Annotated in this window: 26 protein-coding genes and 1 tRNA gene; 9 read left to right on the top strand and 18 right to left on the bottom strand. The window is 67.0% G+C overall.

Annotated features, from left to right (window positions below):
• Positions 1-28: 28 nt before the first annotated feature.
• The 5 genes from msrP to J5J86_RS23795 all read right to left on the bottom strand — a co-directional run bounded on the left by msrP (position 29) and on the right by J5J86_RS23795 (position 4,084).
• The gene (gene msrP / locus J5J86_RS23775; RefSeq protein ID WP_209102711.1) at positions 29-1,000 is read right to left on the bottom strand and encodes a protein-methionine-sulfoxide reductase catalytic subunit MsrP; all 972 of its coding nucleotides are present in this window, start codon (positions 998-1,000) and stop codon (positions 29-31) included.
• A 74-nt stretch (positions 1,001-1,074) separates the two neighbouring features.
• Complete coding sequence (locus J5J86_RS23780; RefSeq protein ID WP_209102712.1) at positions 1,075-1,572, bottom strand: DUF992 domain-containing protein; 498 nt, start codon at positions 1,570-1,572, stop codon at positions 1,075-1,077.
• A 5-nt stretch (positions 1,573-1,577) separates the two neighbouring features.
• Positions 1,578-2,078 carry a DUF992 domain-containing protein gene (locus J5J86_RS23785; RefSeq protein WP_209102713.1) on the bottom strand — a complete coding sequence of 167 codons (501 nt, stop codon included), beginning with the start codon at positions 2,076-2,078 and terminating at the stop codon, positions 1,578-1,580.
• Between the two features lie 140 nt (positions 2,079-2,218).
• Complete coding sequence (locus J5J86_RS23790; RefSeq protein ID WP_209102714.1) at positions 2,219-2,701, bottom strand: DUF992 domain-containing protein; 483 nt, start codon at positions 2,699-2,701, stop codon at positions 2,219-2,221.
• A 180-nt stretch (positions 2,702-2,881) separates the two neighbouring features.
• Entirely contained in the window at positions 2,882-4,084 is a 1,203-nt protein-coding gene (locus J5J86_RS23795) for a pyridoxal phosphate-dependent aminotransferase (protein WP_209102716.1), read from the bottom strand.
• 240 nt (positions 4,085-4,324) lie between these two features.
• Here J5J86_RS23795 and J5J86_RS23800 point away from each other — a divergent pair, with 240 nt between their 5' ends.
• Positions 4,325-4,975 carry a glutathione S-transferase family protein gene (locus tag J5J86_RS23800; protein ID WP_209102718.1) on the top strand — a complete coding sequence of 217 codons (651 nt, stop codon included), beginning with the start codon at positions 4,325-4,327 and terminating at the stop codon, positions 4,973-4,975.
• 197 nt (positions 4,976-5,172) lie between these two features.
• Positions 5,173-5,532, top strand: coding sequence for a hypothetical protein (locus J5J86_RS23805; protein WP_209102720.1), 360 nt, complete (start codon positions 5,173-5,175; stop codon positions 5,530-5,532).
• A 774-nt stretch (positions 5,533-6,306) separates the two neighbouring features.
• Here J5J86_RS23805 and J5J86_RS23810 read toward each other — a convergent pair.
• Entirely contained in the window at positions 6,307-6,657 is a 351-nt protein-coding gene (locus J5J86_RS23810) for a DMT family protein (protein WP_209102722.1), read from the bottom strand.
• A gap of 345 nt (positions 6,658-7,002) precedes the next feature.
• Entirely contained in the window at positions 7,003-8,292 is a 1,290-nt protein-coding gene (locus J5J86_RS23815; protein WP_209102723.1) for an alanine racemase, read from the bottom strand.
• 263 nt (positions 8,293-8,555) lie between these two features.
• Between J5J86_RS23815 and J5J86_RS23820 the strand changes: the two genes are divergently transcribed.
• The 4 genes from J5J86_RS23820 (at position 8,556) to J5J86_RS23835 (ending at position 11,269) form a co-directional block, all read left to right on the top strand.
• Positions 8,556-9,014, top strand: a complete 459-nt coding sequence (locus tag J5J86_RS23820; RefSeq protein ID WP_209102725.1) for a hypothetical protein — start codon at positions 8,556-8,558, stop codon at positions 9,012-9,014.
• Positions 9,011-9,664 (top strand): ribonuclease T2, encoded by a 654-nt coding sequence (locus J5J86_RS23825; RefSeq protein WP_247657803.1) that lies wholly within the window; start codon positions 9,011-9,013, stop codon positions 9,662-9,664. The genes J5J86_RS23820 and J5J86_RS23825 overlap by 4 nt, the downstream gene beginning before the upstream one ends.
• Before the next feature lie 34 nt (positions 9,665-9,698).
• The gene (locus J5J86_RS23830) at positions 9,699-10,562 is read left to right on the top strand and encodes a 23S rRNA (adenine(2030)-N(6))-methyltransferase RlmJ (RefSeq protein ID WP_209102729.1); all 864 of its coding nucleotides are present in this window, start codon (positions 9,699-9,701) and stop codon (positions 10,560-10,562) included.
• A 113-nt stretch (positions 10,563-10,675) separates the two neighbouring features.
• Positions 10,676-11,269: a glutathione S-transferase gene (locus J5J86_RS23835; RefSeq protein ID WP_209102731.1), complete on the top strand. Its 594-nt coding sequence runs from the start codon at positions 10,676-10,678 to the stop codon at positions 11,267-11,269.
• Between the two features lie 58 nt (positions 11,270-11,327).
• Here the strand turns inward: J5J86_RS23835 and J5J86_RS23840 are convergent, their stop codons facing one another.
• The 5 genes from J5J86_RS23840 to J5J86_RS23860 form a co-directional block, all read right to left on the bottom strand.
• Positions 11,328-11,717 (bottom strand): DUF1236 domain-containing protein, encoded by a 390-nt coding sequence (locus J5J86_RS23840; RefSeq protein WP_209102733.1) that lies wholly within the window; start codon positions 11,715-11,717, stop codon positions 11,328-11,330.
• 380 nt (positions 11,718-12,097) lie between these two features.
• Positions 12,098-13,510 carry an aspartate aminotransferase family protein gene (locus J5J86_RS23845; protein WP_209102734.1) on the bottom strand — a complete coding sequence of 471 codons (1,413 nt, stop codon included), beginning with the start codon at positions 13,508-13,510 and terminating at the stop codon, positions 12,098-12,100.
• A gap of 63 nt (positions 13,511-13,573) precedes the next feature.
• Positions 13,574-15,058, bottom strand: a complete 1,485-nt coding sequence (locus J5J86_RS23850) for an aldehyde dehydrogenase (RefSeq protein ID WP_209102736.1) — start codon at positions 15,056-15,058, stop codon at positions 13,574-13,576.
• 186 nt (positions 15,059-15,244) lie between these two features.
• Positions 15,245-15,418, bottom strand: a complete 174-nt coding sequence (gene yacG / locus J5J86_RS23855; protein ID WP_209105520.1) for a DNA gyrase inhibitor YacG — start codon at positions 15,416-15,418, stop codon at positions 15,245-15,247.
• 71 nt (positions 15,419-15,489) lie between these two features.
• On the bottom strand, positions 15,490-16,140 hold the full coding sequence (locus J5J86_RS23860) for a Maf-like protein (RefSeq protein ID WP_446698645.1): 651 nt from the start codon (positions 16,138-16,140) through the stop codon (positions 15,490-15,492).
• Positions 16,141-16,493: 353 nt separating this feature from the next.
• Here J5J86_RS23860 and J5J86_RS23865 point away from each other — a divergent pair, with 353 nt between their 5' ends.
• Positions 16,494-17,723 (top strand): hypothetical protein, encoded by a 1,230-nt coding sequence (locus J5J86_RS23865; RefSeq protein ID WP_209102739.1) that lies wholly within the window; start codon positions 16,494-16,496, stop codon positions 17,721-17,723.
• Between the two features lie 4 nt (positions 17,724-17,727).
• Here J5J86_RS23865 and J5J86_RS23870 read toward each other — a convergent pair whose 3' ends face one another.
• The 6 genes from J5J86_RS23870 to J5J86_RS23895 form a co-directional block, all read right to left on the bottom strand.
• Positions 17,728-18,105, bottom strand: a complete 378-nt coding sequence (locus J5J86_RS23870) for an arsenate-mycothiol transferase ArsC (protein WP_342449175.1) — start codon at positions 18,103-18,105, stop codon at positions 17,728-17,730.
• An 89-nt stretch (positions 18,106-18,194) separates the two neighbouring features.
• The gene (locus J5J86_RS23875) at positions 18,195-18,680 is read right to left on the bottom strand and encodes a UPF0262 family protein (RefSeq protein WP_209102744.1); all 486 of its coding nucleotides are present in this window, start codon (positions 18,678-18,680) and stop codon (positions 18,195-18,197) included.
• Complete coding sequence (hisD, locus tag J5J86_RS23880) at positions 18,677-19,993, bottom strand: histidinol dehydrogenase (protein WP_209102746.1); 1,317 nt, start codon at positions 19,991-19,993, stop codon at positions 18,677-18,679. Before hisD ends, J5J86_RS23875 begins: the two co-directional genes overlap by 4 nt.
• Positions 19,994-20,193: 200 nt before the next feature.
• Positions 20,194-20,685, bottom strand: coding sequence for a DUF2948 family protein (locus tag J5J86_RS23885; protein WP_446698646.1), 492 nt, complete (start codon positions 20,683-20,685; stop codon positions 20,194-20,196).
• Between the two features lie 207 nt (positions 20,686-20,892).
• Positions 20,893-22,182, bottom strand: a complete 1,290-nt coding sequence (murA, locus tag J5J86_RS23890) for a UDP-N-acetylglucosamine 1-carboxyvinyltransferase (protein WP_209102748.1) — start codon at positions 22,180-22,182, stop codon at positions 20,893-20,895.
• Positions 22,183-22,316: 134 nt separating this feature from the next.
• Entirely contained in the window at positions 22,317-22,538 is a 222-nt protein-coding gene (locus J5J86_RS23895) for a hypothetical protein (RefSeq protein WP_209102751.1), read from the bottom strand.
• A gap of 216 nt (positions 22,539-22,754) precedes the next feature.
• Here J5J86_RS23895 and J5J86_RS23900 point away from each other — a divergent pair.
• Together J5J86_RS23900 and J5J86_RS23905 are read left to right on the top strand one after the other, a co-directional pair.
• Positions 22,755-22,830: transfer RNA gene (locus J5J86_RS23900), tRNA-Thr, on the top strand.
• A gap of 195 nt (positions 22,831-23,025) precedes the next feature.
• A complete protein-coding gene (locus J5J86_RS23905; protein ID WP_209102753.1) occupies positions 23,026-23,463 on the top strand; it encodes a hypothetical protein in 438 nt (145 codons plus the stop codon).
• The last annotated feature ends 12 nt before the right edge of the window (positions 23,464-23,475 follow it).

The raw sequence follows: 23,475 nt of genomic DNA on the forward strand, positions 1-23,475 counted from the left end.
GGCTGAAGGGGGGGGTCGCTCACTCCCCTCACATGAACAGGTTTTCCTTCGGGCTCAGGCCCTTGTAGAGGTCCGCCACATAGGCGCCGTAGCCATTGTAGAGGAGCGTCGGCCGGCGCTGGCCGGTGCCGATATCCTCTTCGGTCGCTTGGCTCCAGCGGGGATGGGCCACCTGCGGGTTCACATTGGCCCAGAAGCCATATTCGGAGCCCTGGATCACCTCCCAGAAGCTCTTGGGCCGCTCTTCCACGAATGACACCCGCACGATGGCCTTGATGGACTTGAAGCCATACTTCCAGGGCAGCACCACGCGCAGCGGGGCGCCAAACTGGTTGGGGGCCGGCTTGCCATAGACGCCCGTCACCATGAAGGCGAGCTCGTTGGTGGCTTCCGCCAGGGTCACCCCTTCCACATAGGGCCAGGGATAGAAGCGGCCGGACTGGCCCGGCGCCACCGCCTTGTCGAGGAAGGTCTCGAAGCGCACATATTTGGCGCTGCTCAAGGGCTTGGCGAACTCCACCAGGGATTTCATGGGAAAGCCCGTCCACGGCACCGCCATGGACCAGGCTTCCACGCAGCGATGGCGATAGAGGCGCTCCTCCAGGGTGACGGCCTTCAGGAGGTCGTCGATGCCCACTTCCTTCGGCTGCTCGACGAGGCCGTCGAACTTGACGGTCCAGGGCCGCACCTTGAGCCGCGAGGCGGCGCGGGTGACGTCCTTGGAGGTGCCGAACTCATAATAATTGTTGACGGTGCTGGAGACCTTTTCGGGTGTCAGCTCCCGGTCGAGGGTGAAGGTCTCGTTGCGCTTGGCGGGATAGAGGCCGGCGGACGGGTCCGGCACGTCTGCCGCGCGCTGGGCGTGGGACAAAGCGGGAAAAGCGGTGGCGCCGATGAGGCCCGCCCCGGCGCCGAGCAATGTGCGGCGCGACAGGAACAGGTGCTCGGGGGTGACCTGGCTCTCCGGGATCTCCCAGCCGCGTATACGCCGAATGTGCATGGCAAATCCTCCGTTCGGGCGGAGGATTGCGGCCGCAGGGGCCGCAAAGCAATTCAAACGGGCGTGTGAAGCCCTCAGCGCCGGCTCGCCGGAAGGGCGGGATTGAGGGTCAACGTTGCGCCGGCAAGGGTGACGGACAGGCCGCTATCGGCGGAAACACTCAAGGGCTGGAGCGAGATGCCGTTGGCCGCGTCCTTGGAGACCAGGACATTGGCGGTGAAGCCCGGCCCGAGCGCCGCCCCGGTGGCAAGGCCCACATATTGGCCGGTCAGCGCGTCCGGCTCTAGATCCTTGCTGGTGGCCAGCACCATCCACAGCATGGATCCCTGGTCGGACACGCCAAAATCGATCCCCGCCCGCTCCAGCGTCCCGGCATAGTGCTGGCTGACGCCTGCGGCGGGGCGGAAATCGCAGGTGACGGTGCGGGTGGAGCCGAAGCCGTAGGCGACCGCGGCCGCCCCCCGGCATTCCAGGAGGCCCGCCTCCACCTTGACGCTGTCTTGCGCCCGCACGGGCGCCGCTGCGGCAAGGCAGAGCAGGCTGCCGGCGATGAGGGGGGCGATCCGGGTCATGATGCTCAGGGGGTCGGGGTGAGGGTCAGGTCGGACACGCCGGCCGCCACCGCCATGCCCGTGGTGCCCTGCAGGGACAAGGGCTGGAGCACGATGGTCTTGTTGGAGCCGCCCAGCAGCACGTTGGCACCGCCACCGACGCCCCAGGCCGCGTCCGCGCTCACGCCCACATAGGAGCCCTTCAGGTCGGTCGGCGCGGGCGCCGAAGTGGGGGCGAACACTGCCCAGCCGAGCGTGCTCGGGCCGGTGAAGCCGATATCGATGCCGAAGCGGGCGACCGTGCCCTTATAGGTGCCGATCACCTTCTGCGCATTGGGCGCGCCGGTCTTGAACTCGCAGCTCATCTCCCGCATGGAGCCGAGCACGAATCCGACCGCCGGCTGCACCTTGCACATGAGCAGGCCCGCCTGCACGCGGGTGGGCGCCTGGGGCGCGCTCTGGGCGGCGGCGGGAAGGACGGCGCAGGCGGCGAGCGCGAGGCCGGCAATGATGGAAGTCGGACGCATGGTATCCCCCTTTTTCCGGGTCAAGATCGATGAGCGGCGCTGGGCTGCCGACTCGGCAAGCGCGAGCTCTGCCACGTACCTTTCCAACGAAAACGGGCGCCCATGGGGCGCCCGTTGCGACAAAGGCGCGCTTGCGCCGATCAGCGCAGGGTCAGCTCGGCAACGCCCAGGGCCACGTTGAAGCCGGTCTGGCCTTCCACGGACAGGGGCTGCAGCGCGATGGTGTTGTTGGAACCACCCACCAGCGCATTGGCGCCGAGGCCGACGCCCAGCGCCGCATTGGCGGACACACCGGCATAGGTGCCGCGCAGATCCTTGGCGCCGATCCGGGTGGTGGGGGCGAGGACGGTCCACACCAGCGTGCCCTGGCCGGTCACGCCCAGATCAAGGCCGAAGCGACGCACGGTGCCGGTATAGGTGCCCTTCGGGGCGCCCTTCACGGACGGGCGGAGGGTGCAGCTCATCTCGCGGACGGAGCCGATGATGAAGCTGACGTTCGGCGCCATCTGGCAGGTCAGCACGCCCACCTGCACGCGGGTCTGCGCCGCTGCGGGAGCGGCGGCGAACGCGAGGGCGGAAGCGGCAAGAGCGGCCGCAAAACCAGCCTTCACAAAAGTCTTCATGGTCTCTTCCTCCAAAGGACACCGGCCGCGCGGACCGCGCGACGACCGGCGCACCGAAGCCTTAGCTCGGCACGCTCGGTTCGCCAACGCCGGTACTTCCCGAATGTTTCGCAAAACGCGCCAATTTGGCCCGAATGGCGAAAATACCTGCCGGACGCCCTACCCGCGTCCGGCACAGGCTCAGCTCAGCGCGCCGCAGAAGCGCTGGATGCGGGTGCACGCCTCTTCCAGATCAGAGGTCGCGGTGGCGTAGGAGATTCGGAAGGCCGGGCCGAGGCCGAAGGCCGAGCCGTGCACCACGGCCACATTCTCCGCTTCCAGGAGCTCGGTGGCGAAGTCCTCGTCATTGGCTATGACCTTGCCCGAGGGGGCGGTCTTGCCGATGGCGCCGTCGCAGAAGGGGAAGACGTAGAAGGCGCCTTCGGGCTTCGGGCAGGTGAGGCCCTTGGCCTGGTTCAGCATGGAGACCACCAGGTCGCGCCGCTCCTTGAACACCGCATTGTTGCGGGCAATGAAGTCCTGCGGCCCGTTCAGCGCCTCCACCGCCGCCCACTGGGCGATGGAGGAGGGATTGGAGGTGGACTGGGACTGGAGCGTGCCGATGGCCTTGATGAGCGGCTCGGGACCGGCGCCATAGCCGATCCGCCAGCCGGTCATGCAATAGGCCTTGGAGACGCCGTTCATGGTCAGCGTGCGGTCGTAGAGCGAGGGCTCCACCTGCGCCGGGGTGACGAACTTGAACTCGTCATAGACCAGGTGCTCGTACATGTCGTCGGTGAGGATCCACACATGCGGGTGGCGCACCAGGACATCGGTGAGGGCCTTCAGCTCGTCATAGCTATAGGCGGCGCCCGACGGGTTGGAGGGCGAGTTGAAGATCAGCCACTTGGTCTTGGGCGTGATCGCCGCCTCGAGCGCCTCGGGGCGCAGCTTGAAATTGTCGGCCAGCGTGGTGGCCACCGAGACGGGCGTGCCGCCGCAGAATTCCACGATGTCCGGATAGGAGACCCAATAGGGCGCCGGCACGATCACCTCGTCGCCGGGTCCGACGGTGGCGACCAGCGCGTTGAACAGCACCTGCTTGCCGCCGGTGCCCACGGTCACCTGGCTCGGCTTGTAGTCGAGGCCGTTCTCGCGCTTGAACTTCTTGACGATGGCCGCCTTCAACTCGGGAATGCCGTCCACGGCGGTGTAGCGCGTCTCGCCCCGGCGGATGGCGGCAATGGCCGCTTCCTTGATGTTTTCCGGGGTTTCGAAATCGGGCTCGCCGGCGGACAGCGCGATCACGTCCCGCCCCTGCGCCTTCAGCTCACGGGCCTTGTTGGAGATGGCGATGGTGGGGGACGGCTTGATGCGCTTCAGGGCGGGCGACAGGAGGCTCATGGCCACAGGGCTCCGAACTCCCGCACCCTGTTGGTCGCGCCGGTCGGCGCGGGAGAACAGGGGGCGGTGGATGGTATGAAGCACCGGCGGCGTAATGCCCGCCAATGCGTGCACCTGTTCTTACCGGAGGCCCTTTTGCCGAACAAGCAAGGATCGTGAATGGCTGAGCCTCGGTTTGTTGATGGAACCGCTTGCGCCGGGGACGCGGGAGGCCCATCTAGCGAGCGCCAGGAGGGCGCTGTGCTTACACTTTATTCCACACAGTCATCTGGGAATTCCTACAAGGTGCGGCTGCTGCTGGCGAAGCTCGGCCTGGCCTTCCGGCTGGTGGAGGTGGACATTTTCGCGGGCGAGCACCGCACGCCGGAATTCCTCGCCAAGCACCCCGAAGGCCGCCTGCCGCTGCTGGAATTCGAGGACGGCACCACCCTGCCCGAATCCAACGCCATCCTCTTTTATCTGGCGGAAGGCACGCCGCTCCTGCCTGTCGACCGGCTGGCGCGGGCGGAGGCGCTGCGCTGGATGTTCTTCGAGCAGAACAACCATGAGCCGGGCATCGCCCAGGCGCGCTTCTGGCTGAACCAGGTGCGGGGCGGACGCGAGCTGCGCACCCACGACATCGACCGCTGGATGGAAGAGGGCTATGGCGCGCTGCGGGTCATGGAGCGCCACCTCCAGGTGCATCCCTTCTTCGCGGGCGAAGACCTGAGCGTGGCCGACCTCGCTCTTTTTCCACATACGCACGTGGCTCCGGAAGGTGACTTCGATCTGTCACATTTTCCTGCCGTGCAGGCCTGGCTCGCACGGGTGGAAGCGGCGCCCGGCCACGTGCCCATGACGTGGCGTCCGCAAGAGGTGGAGCCCTGTTCCTGGCGACTCGCGCGGGTGTGATCCAAGCCCTCAATCCGCCACGTTTTTTCCTCGACGAGCCGCGAAGCCGCCACATTCACAACCAGCTCGGCAGTCATTTTTCCACAGGAGCGCGGGAACCGAATCGCCGCACGGCGGCGTTGAGGGATCCGAGACCTTCGCCCGAGACGTTCGCCCTTGCGTATGAAGCGTGGGGCACTGCCAGTAGCGAGACCATCATGTCCGAGTTTCGTGAGTACGGAATGCTTCAGGTGGGCACCTCTGCCGCCGATCCGGACGCGCTTGCTCGGGTCGTGCGCAATCACAAGGCCGGGGATGCCATGACCCAGGCGGCGATCACCGTCGCACTGATGGTGGCCATATGTGCAGTCACCTTCGTGCTGACAGTGGACCGCGCCGCGGCCGCGACGCTCCTGCTGGACAGTTCCGGCAGCCCCTCCTTCGCGTTCGGCCTCGCCATCGGGGCGGGCCTCGCGGCGCTCGGGATCGCCATCGTGCTGGGCCACCGATTGCAGGAGCGCCGTACCGCCCGTTTGCGGCCGGTGCCGGTCCCCGTTCGGGCCCGCCGCCCTTCCTGACCTTTTCGCCGGTCTTCGCCCGACCCCTTGATGAATGAGACGCGGCCGGCGTGGCGACACGCCGGCCGTTTTTCGTTCCGGACGTTCCTCTCGCCAAGACCCCATTGTGCGCCGATAGGCCGCCCTCCGGGACGAGCACCCGCACGGCTGGGCACACCTGGGCGGGGGGCTGGGCGGCGGGCTGGGCGGCGGAACGCGCCCCCAGTGGAGCGCATCTCCCGCCGGCCCGAGACCTGCATACTGCGCCCCCCCCTTGATGTCGCCCCGAACGGGCAGACACCTGACTCCCGCTGACCCTCCCGCGTGATGCGCCGGTGCCCCATGTCCCGCTCTGCGGGTCGCGTCCTCCTCGCCCCCCCAGTTCCCAGTCCCTCCCCATTCCCCAACTTGAGACGGACGCCGGAGGGCGTTCAGGCGCCCCAGCGCGCGAAATCCGGCCGGAAAAGCACCGGGAAGAGGCGACCGAAGTCATCCGCCTGTTCGCGCGATCCATCGGAATGGCGGGACAGTTGATGCCTGCAAGCCCCTGGGGGGGGCGACATGCATCTTAAAGTGAAATATTAACTATAAATTACTGATAAATGTGAATTTTTTAACCACGTTAAAGCCACTTCTTGCAAAATGAAGAAGGGAACACCTCCTCACATTTGAGTTTAAGAACGCACTTTAAGAAGATCAGTTTGTGGTTAAAAACCAATAGTTTATGGTTAATTTTTAAGATTAGATATCGGGGTTTGAGGCCGTGCACCCTTCCCCTCCCCCGTTTCGGAGGGCTCAGAACTTGTGAAAAATGAAGTAGGCGCCGGCGATGATGAAGGCGAAGCCCACCGCATGGTTCCAGCCCAGCGGCTCTTTGAGGTAAAGCACTGAAAATCCAGCAAAAACCACCAGGGTGATGACCTCCTGAATGGTCTTGAGCTGCGCGGTGGTGTAAAATTCGGAGCCGATGCGGTTCGCCGGCACCGCCAGGCAGTATTCAAAGAAGGCGATGCCCCAACTCACCACCACGGCCAATGCCAAGGCGGTACTTTTATACTTGAGATGACCGTACCAGGCGAAAGTCATGAAGACGTTGGACGCCATCAGCATCGCGATGGGCAGGACGGCGGAGAGAGAGACGGGCATGGGGGCTCCGAAAACGACCGGCCCCGTTGTCTCCAAGGCCGCGCCGCCACCCTCGGCCCGCGCTGCTTAACGGCCGCTCTCCAGGCCGCGACCAGCGCGTTGGCGCGCTCTGCCATGGTTAAGGCAACCCTACATCGGCACCGCCCTCTTCCGCGGCAGGCGCAAAGAAAAGACCGGCCCTAGAGCATGCGCTGATCAGATGGCATCACCATCTGATCGGACCACGCATTCTCTATCAATGGGTTAGAGGGCGCTTCACCCATCAGATTGATTCAATCTGATGGGATCGCGCTCGAGGTGGGGCCGGCCCGGTATTTCGCTTCTCACTCAGGCGGCGTCTCGCCGTCAGCGGCTCTCCACCGGCTCCCCGCTGGCTTCGCCCCGGCTGTCCTCGCCCCCGCGGCCATCCATCCCGCTCCGCCGCTCCGGCTCGATGCCCGGCACATTGGGCTCGAACGGCTCGCTCACCTCCACGAAGGTGTCGGGATAGAAACCATTGAAGCGGGTGCGCAGGGACAGGGAATAGGCGCCGATATGGCCGATCTCGATCCAGTCGCCCGTATCCACCGTCTCCGGAAGATAGAAGGGCCGCGAGAGCACATCCACGCTGTCGCAGGTGGCGCCATAGATGCGGAAGGGCACCATCTTGTTGGGGTCGCCCGAGCGCCGGCGCCGCGCCGGATCGGGAATGTGGTTCACCGGCAGCAGCAGCTTGCCGGTCCAGCTATCGGAGAGCGAGGACCAGATGCCGTCACTGATATAGAGGCGCTGGCCCTTCTTCAGCATCACGCGGGTGATGACCGAATAGGCCCGCGCCACGATCACCCGTCCCGGCTCCGCCACCAGCGGCGTGCCGGCAAAACCGTATTTTTCCACCGCGCCCAAAATGGAGCGCATGAGATCGCCGAGCGGCGGCATGGCCGCGCTGGGCTTGCGCGGATCAAGCGCATAGGAGGCGGGGAAGCCGCCGCCAATGTCCAGCGCCACGATCGGCACCTTGGCCGCCTCGCGCACCTCGGCGGCGGTGGCGATGGCCCGCTCGAAGGTGGTGGGGTCTTCCATCTGGCTTCCCACATGGAAGCAGATGCCGCACTTGAAGCCGATATTATCGATGCGCTGGAGCAGTTCCGCCGCATGGGCCGGCGCGGCGCCGAACTTCTTCGACAATTCATAGGCCGCCTCGCCCTTGGAGGCGATGCGCACGAACAGGGTGAAGTCCTCCGGGTCGTGGTCCAGCGCATTGACGATACGCAGCACCTTGGCCACTTCGTCCTCGTGATCCACCACCGTGACCCGCACGCGAAAGCGCTCAAAGGCGAGGCGGATGTCCGACTGGGCCTTCACCGGATGCATGTAGAGCAGCTCGCAGGCGGGCGCGACCGCGCGGGCGGCAGCAAATTCCGCCGGGCTCGCCACGTCGAACACGTTCACCCCGGCGCGGGCGAGCTCGGCCAGCACCTGGTCCTCGCCATTGGTCTTCACCGCATAAGCGGTCTTGCCGGGAAACGCGGACATGAAGGCGCGGGCATCCTGCGCCAGCACCGACGGGCGGAAGCAATAGACCGGCTGGTCGGGACGCAATTGCAGCGCGGCCTCGCGCCCGGTGGTGAAAAGCGGGAGATTTTGCTGCGCCACGCCTGATCCTCTCGTCGCGGCTCCCCTGTCACGACCGGGGTGCAAAGCCGGATTCCGGCATCATCCCTCATCCAAGACACAAGCCAATGTCAGCGGCGCCACCCGCCTGGAGACCGGCCAATGCCTGTTCGGAGGCGCCCCCCGCCTGAATGCTCTAACATTACGCGCTTTTCCGGGCGAGTGTTGCCCGCCTGCGCTTGACCGTAGCGCGCTGGCGCAGCATCGTCCGGCAGAATTGGCATGGGTCAGGACGGGAGTTGAGCATGGGTCTCACGGTACGTAGCGGACGGGCGGGCCTTCTGGCAGTGATCGCCTGCGCCCTTTCGGCGTCCGCGGCCGGTGCCGCGTCCCTGCTCGATAATTTCTGGCTGCCCAACGACAAATATACCGGCGAGCTGCCGGTGTGCTCCGAACCGCTGGCCCTCGGCACCATCTCCATGCGCTTTGCCGAGACTGAGCGCATGTATTGGAACAGCGCGCTGAACATCAACAGCTTCTCCAATGTGCGCGAGATCGCCTATCGGCCGTGGGGCGAGGGCTTCCAGCCGCGCCGTTATTGCAGCGCCACCGTGGTGCTCTCCGACGCTAAGCCCCACCAGGTCTTTTATTCCATCATCTCCGACAGCAGTTACCAGGGCTTCACCTGGGGCGTGGAATGGTGCGTGACGGGGTTGGACCGCAATCTCGCCTATGCGCCGGACTGCAAGATGGCCCGTCCGTGATCTGCCGCCTGCTGGCGGCGCTGGTCGGGCTTCTCGTCCTCGGCGCCGCCACGGCGCAGGCGAGGGACGACCGTTTGGGCGCGTTCGATTTCTACGTGCTCGCTCTGTCCTGGAGCCCGACCTATTGCCTGGGCGAACGGGCAAGCCCTGCCCAATGCCGCACCGCGACGCCCCACGGCTTCGTGGTGCATGGCCTCTGGCCGCAATATGAGCGCGGCTTTCCCGATTTCTGCCAATCCCCCGCGCCCTATGTGCCGGAAGATGTCATTTCTGGCATCACCGACCTTATGCCCAGCAAGGGGCTCGTGCTGCATGAGTGGCGGCGCCACGGCACCTGCTCGGGCCTGTCACCTGCCGCCTATTTCAGCACGGTGCGCCGGGCGTCCGAGCGCGTGAAGCTGCCCGAGGCGCTGCGCGCGCCCAGCGCGCCCCTGACCATGACCCCGGCAGAGGTGGAGAGCGCCTTCCAGACGGCTAATCCGGGTCTGGCTGCCGACATGATCGCCGTGAGCTGCTCGGACGGGCGCCTGAAGGAAGTGCGGGTGTGCATGACGCGCGATCTTGCCTTCACCTCCTGCCCCGAGGTGGACCGCCGCGCCTGCGGCGGCGGGCGCCGCCTTGATGTGCCGCCCTCGCGGCCCCTTCCCTAAGCGGCCACGTCCGCAGAACCGCCGGAACGGCCCCATGAATTACCGCCACGCTTTCCATGCCGGCAATCCGGCCGACGTGATGAAGCATGCCGCCCTGGCGCGCATCCTCACCTATTTCGCACGCAAGGATTCGCCCTATCGGGTGGTGGATACCCATGCGGGCGCCGGCCTTTATGACCTCGCCGGCACCAATGCCCAGCGCACCGGCGAGGCTGAACAGGGGATCGAGAAGGTGCTCGCCGCCGCCGATGCGGGCGAGATCGCCGCCCCGGCCCTGGCGCTGCTCGCCCCGTATCTCGATGCCATTCGCGCCCTGCGCACCCATGCCGGCCCAAAGCGCTATCCCGGCTCTCCCGCCCTCGCTCTGGCACTGGGGCGGCCGCAGGACCGTTTCCTGTTCTGCGAGTTGCATCGGGAAGAAAAGCAGAAGCTGGAAAAGCATCTGGGCGAGGACGAGCGGGCCAAGGTGCTGCTCCAGGATGGCTGGCATGCCATCGGCGCCCATCTGCCGCCCCGGGAGCGGCGCGGCCTGCTTCTGGTGGACCCGCCCTTCGAGGAGCCGGGCGAGTTCGACCGCATGCGGCTCGGCCTCAAGGCGGCCTATGAGCGGTTCGCCACCGGCACCTTCATGTTCTGGTATCCCATCAAGGATTTGCGGGCGGTGGACGCCTTCCGCAAGGATGTGGCGCGCCTCCACATGCCCAAGACGCTGCGGGTGGAGATCGATTTTGCCGAGGTGCGCAGCCTCGACACCCTGTCGGGCTCCGGGCTCATCATCGTCAATCCGCCCTTCACGCTGGCGGAGGAGATGCGCACAATCCTCACCGCCCTTGCCCCGCTGCTAGCCCGGGACGGAAGGGGCCGCGTGCGGGTGGGCTGGCTGACGCCGGAAGGTTGAAGCGAGCCCGTTGCCGGCGAAAAGTTCAGACCGGCCCCTATCTCACGGGCGCGAAGCCGGGTACGCCTTTTGTCGAACCCGCTCAAGGGTGTTTCCCTTCCAAGAGAGTTCGCATGCGTCTGCGCTATTCCCCCACCTCGCCATTCGCCCGCAAGGTCCGCGTCGCCGCCGCTCTGGTCGGCATCCCGCTGGAACTGGACCTGGCGGACACGCTCAATCCCGACGCCACCCTGCGCAGCCATAACCCGCTGGGCAAGATCCCGATCCTGCTGCGGGAGGGCAAGGGGCCGCTTTATGATTCCTCGGTGATCCTGGCCTATCTCGACCACCTCTCCGGTGGGCGCCTGCTGCCCTCCGACCCCGAAGCCAAGTTCGAGGAAATGCGGCTGGAGGCCCTGGCCGACGGCATTGCCGACGCCGCCCTGCTCCAGGTCTATGAGGTGCGCTTCCGGCCGGAGGAGCATCGGGTGGCCAAGTGGCTGGACCATCAGGCCGGCAAGGTGGCTGCCGCTCTCGACGCCCTGGAAGCTGCGCCGCCGCCCGCTGATCGCGACCCGACCGTGGGCGACATCGCGCTCGCCTGTGCGCTGGGCTATCTGGACTTCCGTCTTGAGGGCCGCTGGCGGGCCGATCATCCCCGGCTGGTCGGATGGTATGACAGCTTCGTGAAGCGCGTGCCGCTCTTCCTCGATAGCGCCCCGTCTTGACCTGACACAAGAAAATGGCCGCCCCGAGCCTCGGGAGCGGCCATTTTGGGTTCCGCGCTTACCGGACGATCTGGATGACCTTGCGGGTCTCGGGATCGACGATCACGCGCTGGTCATTGACCACGGTGTAGCGATACTTGTCGTATTTGGGCACCGCATAGACCTGCACATCCGCCGGCAGGGGCTCGCCCACCACCACCTCGCGCTCAAGGCGGTAGGACGGACGGCTTTCCTCCAGTACATAGGTGCGCACTTCCGCCGGCGGCTCGGCTGCGGCGCCCATGGTGGCGCCCACGGCACCCCCCACCACCGCGCCCACGGGGCCACCCACCACCGCGCCAACCGCCGCGCCGCCAATGGCGCCGGTGGCCGTGGAGGCCTGAGCGAAAGCATAGCCGGGAGCCAGAGCAGCAAGAACAACCGCACCGGCATAAAGATGATTTCGCATGGATCTCTCCCATCTCGCGAACCATCGAATAAACGCCGAATTTAACAACGTGTTCCCGCAACGCTATACGTAGTTACGCATGACATGCAGGAGATGATAATTGATGCGCCTGCCCGCATTGCTGCGCCGCAAACAACAGCTAGCTTAAACTGCCTCAAGAATGCGATTGGCCCAACGCCCCGCCCCCGCCTTGGGTTCCGCATTCATCGCCCAGAGTGTATCCGAGCGATGTGGGAACCGGGTGCGAGACGCAAATGCGTTGAAGCAAGGAGGTGGAGGGCTGCGGTGCTCCAGCACGGACTGAACCGAAACCACGGCCGTTTAAACACGAACGCCCGGGCGAGGGGCCCGGGCGCTCTCATGGTTCGGGGCGAAACCGGTCAGGCGGCCACGGGGGCGACCTTCAGCAGGTCCCTCTGCTTCAGCTCCGCATAGGTCAGGTCAAGCACCTTGCGGGCGGTGGCCACCAGTTCGTCGGCCTCCGCGTGGCTCAGGGTGAAGGGCGGGGCCAGGATCATGCTGTCGCGCACCGCCCGCATGACGAGGCCGGACCGGAACGAGAAGTCGCGGCAGATGAGGCCAATGGTGCCCTCCTCGGCCGCGAATCGCGCGCGCGTGGCCTTGTCGGGGGTTAGTTCCAGCGCGCCGATGAGGCCGACCATTCGCGCCTCGCCCACCAAAGGATGGTCAGCCAGCTTCAGCCAGCGCTCCTGGAGATAGGGACCGATGTCGCTCTTGACCCGCTCCACCAGCTTTTCGTCCTTGAGGATCTTGATGTTGGCGAGCGCCGCCGCGCACCCACCGGGATGGCCGGAATAGGTGTAGCCGTGGTTGAAATCGCCGCCATGCTCGATGAAGCCCTGGGCCACCCGGTCACCCACGATGACGCCGCCCAGCGGGAAATAGCCGGAGGTGACGCCCTTCGCGAAGGTGATGAGATCCGGTTGGACACCCATATACTGGCAGCCGAACCATTCGCCGGTGCGCCCGAAGCCGCAAATGACCTCGTCCGACACCAGCAGCACGTCCCGCTCGCGGCAGATTTTCTGCACTTCGGGCCAATAGGTGGAAGGCGGGATGATGACGCCCCCGGCGCCCTGGATGGGCTCGCCAATGAAGGCCGCCACGTTTTCCGCGCCCGCTTCGTCAATGGCTCGGGCCACTTCCTGCGCGGCGAAGAGGCCGAAGGCCTCGCGATCCATGTCGCCGCCCTCGCCCCACCAATAAGGCTGCTGCACATGGATGATGCCCGGAATGGGCAGGCCGCCCTGGGCATGCATGGGCTTCATGCCGCCAAGGCTGGCGCCGGCCACGGTGGAGCCGTGATAGGCGTTCTTGCGAGCGATGAAGATGTGCTTTTCCGGCTTCCCCAGCGCCGCCCAATAATGGCGCACCATGCGCAGCACCGTGTCCACCGCCTCCGACCCGCCGGAGGTGAAGAAGACATGGTTCATGCCCTCGGGGGCCACATCGGCGATGGCGGCGGCCAGTTCCGCCGCGGCCGGATGGGTGGTCTTGAAGAAAGTGTTGTAATAATCGAGCTTCTTCAACTGCTCGGCGATCGCGTCGACGATCTCGTGCCGGCCGTGCCCCACGGCGGTGCACCACAGGCCGGCCATGCCGTCCAAGATCTTGTTACCCTCGGAATCGTAGATGTAACTCCCCTGCGCGTGGGTGATGACCCGGACGCCTTCCGCATTCAGCGACTTGGTGTCGGAGAAGGGATGCAGGTGGTGCGCGGCGTCGAGGTGACGCCAATGGGCGGTGGAGTTTGAAACCGGGGCAGATGACACGATAGGCACACTCCTGGGTTGTCGATCAGGCACAAAAACGGGTCGGACGCGACGGAGAAGGCCTCACAGCCGCGTCCAGATGGTCTTGAGATCGGAATATTTTTCCAGCGCGTGCAGGGACTTGTCGCGCCCGAAGCCGGATTGCTTCACGCCGCCGAAGGGGGTGGTGATGTCGTCGGCGTCGAAGCAGTTCACATAGACGACGCCGGCCTTGAAGCGCCGCGCCACCTTGTGGGCGGCGCCAAGGTCGGCGCTCCACACCGCCGCGCCGAGGCCGTAGACGGTGTTGTTGGCGATCTCCACCGCCTGGTCGAGGCCGTCAAAGCCGATGACGGAGAGGACCGGCCCGAAAATTTCCTTCTGGGCCAAGGCGGAATGGGGCTCCACCCCGTCGAAGACGGTGGGCGCCACGAAGGCGCCGCCCGTCTCTTCCCGCACGGCCGTGCCGCCCACCACGAGGCGAGCGCCTTCGGCGAGGCCCTCGTCAATGGCGGCAAGGATCCGCTTCTGGTGCACGGCGCTCACCACGGCGCCCGCAGGCGCCTCCGGGTTGAGCGGATCGTCCGGCATCCATTTCTGCGCGGCGGCGGCAATGCGCTCCACCAGTTCGTCCTTGATGCGCCAGTCCGCCAGGAGGCGGGAGCCGGCGGTGCACATTTCGCCCTGGTTAAAGAAGATGCCGGCGGCGGCAGCTTCCGCCACCGCGTCGAGGTCGGGCACATCATGGGCCACCACGAAGCCGGTCTTGCCGCCCAGCTCCAGCGCCACGCGCTTCAGATTGCTGTCGGCGGAATAGCGCATGAAATAGCGCCCCACCTCGGTGGAGCCGGTGAAGCCAATGGCGTCCACGTCGGGGTGCAGGCCGAGTGCCGCGCCGGCTTCCTCGCCAAGGCCCGGCACCACGTTGAAGACGCCATCGGGGATGCCCGCTTCCTGCGCCAGGGCGGCGAGCTTGAGGGCCGTTAGGGGCGATTCCTCGGCCGGCTTCAGCACCACCGAATTACCCATGGCCAGGGCCGGCGCGAACTTCCACGCCGCCATGATCATGGGGAAGTTCCAGGGCGTCACACAGCCCACCACGCCCAGGGGCTCGCGCATGATAAGGGCGAGATTGTCGTCGGAGGTGGGGGCGATCTCGCCATACACCTTGTCCGCCGCCTCGCCATAATAGGCGATGGCATCGGCGGTGGCGCGCACGTCGATGGAGCGGGCATCCGAGATGGGCTTACCCATGTTCAGGGTCTCGGTCAGCGCCAGATCCTCGCGGGCGGCGCGCACCAGTTCGGCGAACTTGACCAGGATGCGCTTGCGTTCACTGGGCTTCAGGCCGGCCCAGCGGCGATCCTCGAAGGCGGTGCGGGCGGCCTGGACGGCAAGGTCCACGTCCTTGCCGTCGCACGAGGCGACCTCTGCCAAAGGCTGGCCGGTGGCCGGGTTCACCGCCACGAAGCGGCGGCCGCTCTGGGCAGGAACGAAGCGCCCGTTGATGAAGGCGTCGGTGCGAAAGATGGGCGCTGCCACCGGTGCGTGTCGTGCCGCGACGGTCATGCGCGAACTCCTGCAACTCACAGGCACCCTGGGGTCGCGTTGGACCCCTGGAACCGGGGACGGCGGATGCGGGTGCCGGCCTCGCGGGGCGCCGGAGCGCTCCCTGTCCCCATTCTTACCGTGCCGCTCGCGCTAAAAACACCCCCCGGCCTGCACAGCTTTCCGCCACGTCGCCAGCCGGCGACCTTAAGAGGGGGGTGGCTCCGGCTGGTCGCCGTCCTCGTCGTCATCGGCCACCACCGGAATGGCATAGGCGCCGGTCAGCCAGCGATTGAGGTCCACGTCGGCACAGCGCTTGGAGCAGAAGGGGCGATAGGCCTCCACGGGCGGCTTGCCGCAAATGGGACAGGCCCGCCCCATGGCTTTGCCTCCCGCGCCCTTGGCGTCCCCGCCCTTGCGTGCCGCGCCCTTCTCATTGTCGTTGGCACCGCTCATGCCGCCCGCTCCGCCCAGCCGGCGCGCACCGGATAGCCTTCGCCCGAAAGCATGGCCACCGTCTCCGGGAGCGGCAGGCCCACCACCGAGGTATAGGAACCGGTCAGCTTCACCACGAACGTCCCGGCAATGCCCTGGATGGCGTAGCCTCCCGCCTTGCCCCGCCATTCCCCGCAATCCAGATAGGCCGTCACATCCTCGTGGGACAGGTGCCGAAAGCGCAGGCGCGTCTCCACAAGGCGCGTGCGCGCGCGGCCCTTGGGGGTGACGAGGCACAGGCCCGTGAACACCCGATGGGCGCGGCCCGACAAAAGGCGCAGGCAATCTTCCGCCTCGTCGCGCAGCTCGGGCTTGGGAAGGACGCGACGGCCCACCGCCACCACCGTGTCGGCGGAGAGCACGATGGCATTGAGGCCTGCCTCGCGGGCGCGGGTCGCCACCAGTTCGCCCTTCTGCCGGGCGAGGCGCACGGCGAGGCGCCGGGGCAGTTCCCCGCGCTCGGGCGTCTCGTCGATGTCGGCGGGCATCAGCTGGTCCGGCTCGATGCCGGCCTGATTGAGCAGCGCGAGGCGGCGGGGCGAGCCCGAGGCCAACACAAGTTTCACCTGTTCCTTCACGTCGTCCTCTTCTCGCGCGGCCGGCCGCATGCCAGCGGCCGCCGGCTGGCGCCAACGGGCGGCGGCGGACGCTAACCCAAAGGCGGCGCGGTGTGAACGGCGCTGCGCGCAAAGGACTCCCGCGCCTCTGGTGCCGACAGGATGTCACTCCGCACCGGCTTGGCAACCCTGCGTGAAAGGCCTTTCATATGAGCATCTTAATCGGCACGGTCTGCCCGCCGAAGGGATCATGCACTGCGTCGGGCCCGGGAGGCGCCGCGCCGCGACTCGGGCTATGGTGCCGCGCCGGTTCTGCGGGGAACGGGCGAACCGGGCGGCACAGGCCGCCCGATCGTGAGATGCCAAGGGGGCCGCCGATGGCCGGCGGGACAGGGAGTGGCAGCATGACGACCATGAACGCCGCCCGCGCGCGCGAAGGCGCCACCTGGTTCGTCCTGTTCGGCTTGCTGGTGTGGTTCGACGTGCTGAAAGGCTGGCGCGGCGTCATCCAGGGCTGGGGCCTGCCCTACTGGTATGTCTCCTATGGCGATGGTCTGGTGCGCCGGGGCCTAGCTGGCGAGATGGTTCACCGCCTTTACGGCACCGTGAGCGAGGCGATTCTGACCCGCCCTGTGCTGATCTTCCATGGCGCCTGCCTTGTGATCCTGGGCGCCATCTTCTGCGCCCTCGCCGCCACGGTGATGGCGCGCCTCCAGGGCCGGGCTCAGATCGTTTTCCTCGGGCTCGCCTTGTGGGTGTTCACGGCACAAGGCTGGGCGCTCGTGTCCTACAATGCGGGATACCTGGATTCCCCGGTTCTGCTCCTCGCCACCCTCGCCGCCCTGCTGCTGTGGACGGGCCGCCCGCTGCTCGCCGCCATCCCCATTGCGGTCGGGCCGCTTGTGCATGAGTTCTCTGTTTTCCTGCTGCCCATGGCGCTTGCGGCCGGCCTGCTGCCCGGCACGCCGCCCGACCGCAGAAAGACCGTGCCGCTCTGGGGCCTGGCGGCGCTTGGGGCGCTCGGCGTCGGGATCGCCGTCGCCGTAACCTTGCTGGCCGATCCCGCCGCCACTGTCGCCCAGATCAACCGCATGCCCCTCAGCGCGGAGATGAAGCAGGCGCTCATCCAGACCCAGTTCGGCCAGGGCGTGCGGCAGGCCTTCTTCATCATGCTCGACCATTTCGGTCGCGCGCCGCTCTATGACGTTGGCAATTTCGCCTTTTTCCTGCTGCCCACCGTCATGGCCTGCCTCGGACTTTTGTTCTGGCGGGCGCGGCCGGGCTGGCGCAACGTGGCGCTGGCACTGGCGGGGCTGGCGCCGGTCAGCGTGCTGCTCATCGCCTGGGACCTGTCGCGGCTGCTGACCATCTCCAATTTCTCCGCCGGCCTTCTGTTCCTGCTGGCGGCAGAACAGCGCTCCCGCGCCCCCTGCCCCGGCGTCGCGCCGCTGAAGCGCGCAGCCTCGGGCCTGCTCGCCGCGGCGGCCGTCCTTTATGGGCTCCTGCCCGGAATTTACGCCTATTTCCCGCCGGGGCCGGTGACCCTGCTCTACCCGCTGAAGGTGGATGCCCACCCGCTCGCCATGGCCATCAAGCGGCCGCTGTCTGCGGCCTGGGGCAAGCCCTTGCCCTGACCGGTCAGGGCGCGCGGAAGCGGGCGCGGATGCGCTTGTCCAGCTCGTCGCGCACGGCCCGATAGGCCTCCAGGCGCTGTTCGCGATTGCCGGTTTCCAGCGTCGGGTCGGAGGTGGGCCAATATTCCACGTCCAGCGCGTTGGTGCGGGTCAGTTCCAGCGCCTTGTGATGGGCGTCGGGGGAGAGCGAGATGGCCAGGTCGAAGCCCAGCCCCTCATATTCTTCCAGCTCGTCCACGCTCTTGGGGCGATGGCGCTGCACGTCGAGGCCCAGCTCGTCCATGACGGCGGTCACGAAGGGGTCCGCCTCGCCGGCGATCACGCCCGCCGAGCCCACATAAATCGATTTGCCATAAAGGTGCTTCGCCAGCGCCGCCGCCATGACGGAGCGCACCACGTTCTGTCCGCAGATGAACAGAACCGATTGCGGCCGCGCTGAGCGCGGGGATACCGCAGAAGGCTCGGCCACGCTCAACCCCTCCAGTGGAGCGCGCAGATCAGGGTGAAGAGGCGGCGGGCGGTGTCGAAATCCACTTCGATCTTGTCCTTGAGCCGCTCCTGCAGCAGTTCCGACCCCTCATTGTGCAGGCCGCGCCGGCCCATATCGATCGCCTCGATCTGGGTGGGCGAAGCGGTGCGGATGGCGGCGTAATAGCTCTCGCAGATGAGGAAATAGTCCTTCACCACCTTGCGGAACGGGGTGAGCGAGAGGTGGTGCTGCACCACCCGCTCGCCGCCCTCGCGCTGGATGTCCAGCACCAGGCGATTGTCCACCAGCCCGATATGGAGCACGTAAGGTCCCTGCCCCGGATCGTTGTGAGGCGTGAAGCGATTGTCCTCCAACAGGTCATAGATGGCGGTCGCCCGCTCATGCTCCACATCCGCGCCGCCCCGCCCGATGGAGGCTTCGTCGAGATGGACCGCGCAGAGGCGGTTCACCGGCCTGTCCTTGCTCATTGGGTCGATCCCCCCGGCGCCCCGGCATTGGAACGGATGAGGATGGAGCGGCCATGGGCATCGAGCCGCTCCACCTGCGCAAGGCGCACCGCCGCCGGGCCGATCACCTGAAGCGCCTCGGCGGTGCATTTCAGGATCGAGGTGCGCTTCATGAAATCCAGCACGCCGAGGCCCGAGGAGAATCGGGCAGAGCGCGCCGTGGGCAGCACATGGTTGGTGCCGCCCACATAGTCGCCGATGGCTTCGGGTGTATGGGCACCGATGAAGATCGCGCCCGCATGGCGGATGGCGGAGGCGAGGCGCTCGGCCTCCTCACACTGGATCTCAAGATGCTCGGGCGCCACCCGGTCCACCAGGGGAATGGCCGCGTCGAGGTCGGGCACCAGGATGATGGCGCCATGGTCGCGCCAGGAGGCGCCGGCGATCTCGGCGCGCGGCAAGGTCTTCAGCATGCCTTCCACCGCCGCCTCCACCCGGTCCGCAAGCGCGGCGCTGGGGGTGACGAGGATGGCCTGGGCGGCCGTGTCATGCTCGGCCTGTGCGAGGAGGTCGGCGGCGATCCAGTCCGCATTGGCGGTGTCGTCGGCGAGGATGAGCACCTCGGACGGGCCGGCCACCATGTCGATGCCCACCTTGCCGAACACCTGCCGCTTGGCGGCGGCCACATAGGCGTTGCCCGGGCCGACGATCTTGTCCACCGGGGCGATGGTCTGCGTCCCATAAGCCAGCGCGGCCACCGCCTGCGCCCCGCCCACGCGATAGACCTCGTCCACCCCCGCAAGGCGCGCGGCGGCCAGCACCAAAGGCGCGATCTGCCCGTCGGGGGCCGGCACCACCATGACCACGCGCGGCACGCCCGCCACCTTGGCCGGCACTGCATTCATGAGGACCGAGGAGGGATAGGCTGCCGTGCCGCCGGGCACATAGAGGCCGACCGCGTCCACCGGCGTCCAGCGCTGGCCCAGTTCCACCCCCACCGCGTCCGTGTAGCGCTCGTCCTGCGGCTTCTGGCGGGCATGGTGCGCCTCGATGCGCGCCTTGGCGAAGGTGAGGGCCTCCAGCGTCTCGGCCGGCACCTGGCCGATGGCGGCGTCGAGTTCCGCGTCGGTGACCTTGATGCCCAGGGCCTCCAGGTCCACCCGGTCGAAGCGGCGGGACAGGTCGATGAGGGCCGCATCGCCCCGGGCGCGCACATCGGCGATGATGTCCGCCACGGCGGCGTTCACGTCCACGGACACTTCCCGCTTGCCGGCCAGGAAGGCGGCGAAGGCGGCGGGGAAATCGGGGCTCTGGGCGTCGATACGGATGGGCATGCCGTTTCCTGGAGTGCGCTCCGCGACAGGAACATCGCCCCTGCCGGCGGCGGCCGCTCTCTCATTCCTTCAAGACAAACAGGTCTGCTCAAGCCTCTAGAGCATTTTCCCACGGCCTGGGTAGCGGTAGGTCGGCCCCATCTGGCTTATTTTTGCCTTGCGCGGCGGCGCGCCGCGCCTGCGCAGCCCTAAGACGCGCCTCAGAGCGAGGCATCCTTGGCGGGGCCGGCGGCGAGCGGGGCCTCATGGGCGGGGGCCTTGGAGCAGCCCCAGGCCGGGCCGAGATCGCCAAGCCGCGCCTCGATGCATTCCACGGACAGGCGGATTTCGGTGCCGCCCGAAAAAGTCAGCGCGATGGTGCCCGACGGCTCATCCTCGGGCAAAAAGGTGATGGCCAGCAGATTGAGCACCGCCTCGCCATTCTTCAGGTCGAGGCCGCGCACCTTGGCCGCGCTCACCCGCTCGAAATGCAGGCCGGCGCGCCGGCGCACATTCTGGCTGGCGGTTTCCTTGCTGTCCCAGTCGAAGCGGTTGAGCAGCAAGGCGAAGCGCTGGGAGCTGGGCAGGTAGCCCATGTCCTTCACCTTCACCACCGCGTCCTGCAGGTGCGCGGAAATGACCGCAAGGTCTTCCATGTCCAGCGCGAGCAGCTTGAGGCCATCCATGATGCGTCCGCCTTGTTCCGGGGCCATCGCTTCGCCCTCTTCGACCCGGAGCGGTTCCGGCCAGATTGACCCAATCCGACCCGGCCCGCCCCTTAAACCATTGACCGAAGGCGGTTTAGGACCCGCGCTGAAGCCCCATCGGCGCTTCCGAGCGGGCCACCGCTCTCATCCGGGCAGATAGCGTCGCGCCCCCGGTGGCGCAAGGGCAGCGGGCGCGGCGGGCCCTGCGTCAGATCAGGAGCTGATGCGCTCGATCTGCGCGCCGCAGCGGGAGAGCTTCTCCTCCAGGCGCTCGAAGCCGCGATCCAGGTGATAGACACGCTGCACCATGGTCTCGCCCTCGGCGGCAAGGCCCGCAATCACCAGCGAGACCGAGGCCCGCAGATCGGTGGCCATGACCGGGGCGCCCTTCAGGCGCTCCACGCCCTCCACGGTGGCGGTGTCGCCATCAAGCTGGATGCGGGCGCCGAGCCGCGCCAGCTCCTGCACATGCATGAAGCGATTCTCGAAAATGGTCTCGGTGATGTGCGAGCGGCCCTTGGCGCGGGTCATCAGCGCCATGAACTGGGCTTGCAGGTCGGTGGGGAAGCCCGGGAAAGGCTGGGTCTCCACATCCACCGGGAAGATGCCGGCGCCATTGCGGCGCACCCGGATCCCCTCATTGGTCACGTCGATCTCCGCCCCGGCCTGGCGCAGCGTGTCGAGCGCGCTTTCCAGCAGGTCGGCCCGTGCGCCGAGCAAGGTCACGTCGCCCCCGGCCATGGCGGTGGCCATGGCATAGGTGCCGGTCTCGATCCGGTCCGGCAGCACCGCATGGCGGGCGGCGCGCAGGCGAGTGACACCCTCCACCTGGATGGTCGAGGTGCCCGCCCCGCTGATTCGCGCGCCCATCTTTTCCAGGCAGGCGGCGAGATCGGCGATTTCCGGCTCGCGGGCGGCATTCTCGATGACGCTCTCGCCCCGGGCGAGGGCAGCGGACATGAGCGCGGTATGGGTGGCGCCCACCGAGACCTTCGGGAAGACGATGCGCGCGCCGGTCAGCCCCTTGGGGGCGCGGGCGATCACATAGCCGCTGTCGATGTCGATCTCGGCGCCGAGCGCGCGCAGGGCATCCAGGTGGAAGTCCACCGGCCGGGTGCCGATGGCGCAGCCGCCGGGCAGCGAGACGCGCGCCTCGCCCATGCGCGCCAGGAGCGGGCCGACCACCCAGAAGCTCGCCCGCATGCGGGAGACGAGGTCATAGGGCGCGGTGGTGTCCACGATGACGCGGGCATCCAGCTCCAGCGTCTGGCCGGCATGGGGATCGTCTCCCACGCGCTTGCCATTGGTGGTGATGTTCACGCCGTGATTGCCCAGGATGCGCTGGAGCAAGGCCACGTCCGCCAGGCGCGGGACATTCTCCAGGATCAGTTTTTCCTCGGAGAGCAGGCTCGCAATCATCAGCGGCAGGGCGGCGTTCTTGGCGCCGGAAATGGGAATGGAGCCCTTGAGGGGCTGGCCGCCGACAATGCGGATCTTGTCCATGCGCAAAACGCTCCTTGCTTGCCTCCGGCGCATCTCTGCGCGCCCCGCCCTTTACGGAGGCTAAAGATCGTGTCTAGCCCGCGCGAGCGGCGCGCACAATCACCCCGCGGTCCGGGCTTTCCCGGAGGCAGCGCTCAGGCCTCCCCCTCCGGGGGCGGCACGGTGGTGGAGAGGTCCGCATCTTCTCGCCGGGCAGGCGCCTCGCCAGGAGAGGCCACGGACGCCCCCTGCCCTGCCACCGCCGCCTCCGGATCGCGCTCCGCGGCCTGCCGCGCGCGCCCTTGCGCCTTGCGCCGCGCGAGGTTGGCGCGCAATGCACTGGCGAGACGGGCATTCTTGTCAGGATCGCTGGACATGCCTTTTCGTTAATCCTGCCGTCCCAAAGGCGCAAGACGGCAGGGGTTGGGCCAGGGGGCACGGGACGCGCCCGACGCCGGGATCCACACCACCTTGGGGATGACGCTGCAGGCCGGGCTTGCAACTGCGGGCGCACCCACGTAAGAGAAGTGCCCTATCGCCCTCGCCCCGCTCCGGCGGCCGATGGCGTTCGTGGCCGGACTTGGTCGCGGGATGCCGCAATAGCTCAGCTGGTAGAGCACGTCATTCGTAATGATGGGGTCGGGGGTTCGATTCCCTCTTGCGGCACCACTTCTTCCTTTCACACCCTCTCTCGAAGTTTCAAGGCAGAGCCTTTGCAAGGCCTCGCGTTGTGTCATTCGTAGCGTGTGACCCCATGAAGCCCTGGATGACGAAGACCTCGCCCGCGCCGGCCGAGGTCCCCGCCCCTGCGGCACCGAGGCCGATCACGCCGCCCACGATGACCGTGCGGCGCGTCAGCCCTCCTTGGGCATCGCCCGCTTTTCGCTGGTCGCTAAGGACCTTCCCGGCCATGCCGTGGATCTGCGCGACGCGCGCCCAGGCTGCGGCGTGGCCGGGGCTGCGGGCGGCCCAGGCACGAACCATTTCGAGCGAGACTGGATTGGCGGGATCATTCTGCAGCCAGATAGCCAGGTCGGCGGCTTCCCGAAACAGCAGGCGCTCTTCTGGAATTTCGCTCCATGGACATCCCTCATACAGGCTGGCTGCCAGGGCGGCAGGATCGCAGGCGTCCTATCACTGTACGAATGGCGCGCGCGAATGTTCAGCGCAGACCGCGCCAGCCGCTCAAAGGCCGCTCAGCCGCTGGTCGATCTGCTCGTAGGCATGGTCAGCGTCAAATCTGCTTTTCCGCCTGGCCATCGGCAATATGGATCAGCGTGGCATTTTCCCGTTCCACGATGAGGATCCTCGATG

Source organism: Aquabacter sp. L1I39 (assembly GCF_017742835.1).
In the GTDB taxonomy this organism is placed as follows: domain Bacteria; phylum Pseudomonadota; class Alphaproteobacteria; order Rhizobiales; family Xanthobacteraceae; genus L1I39.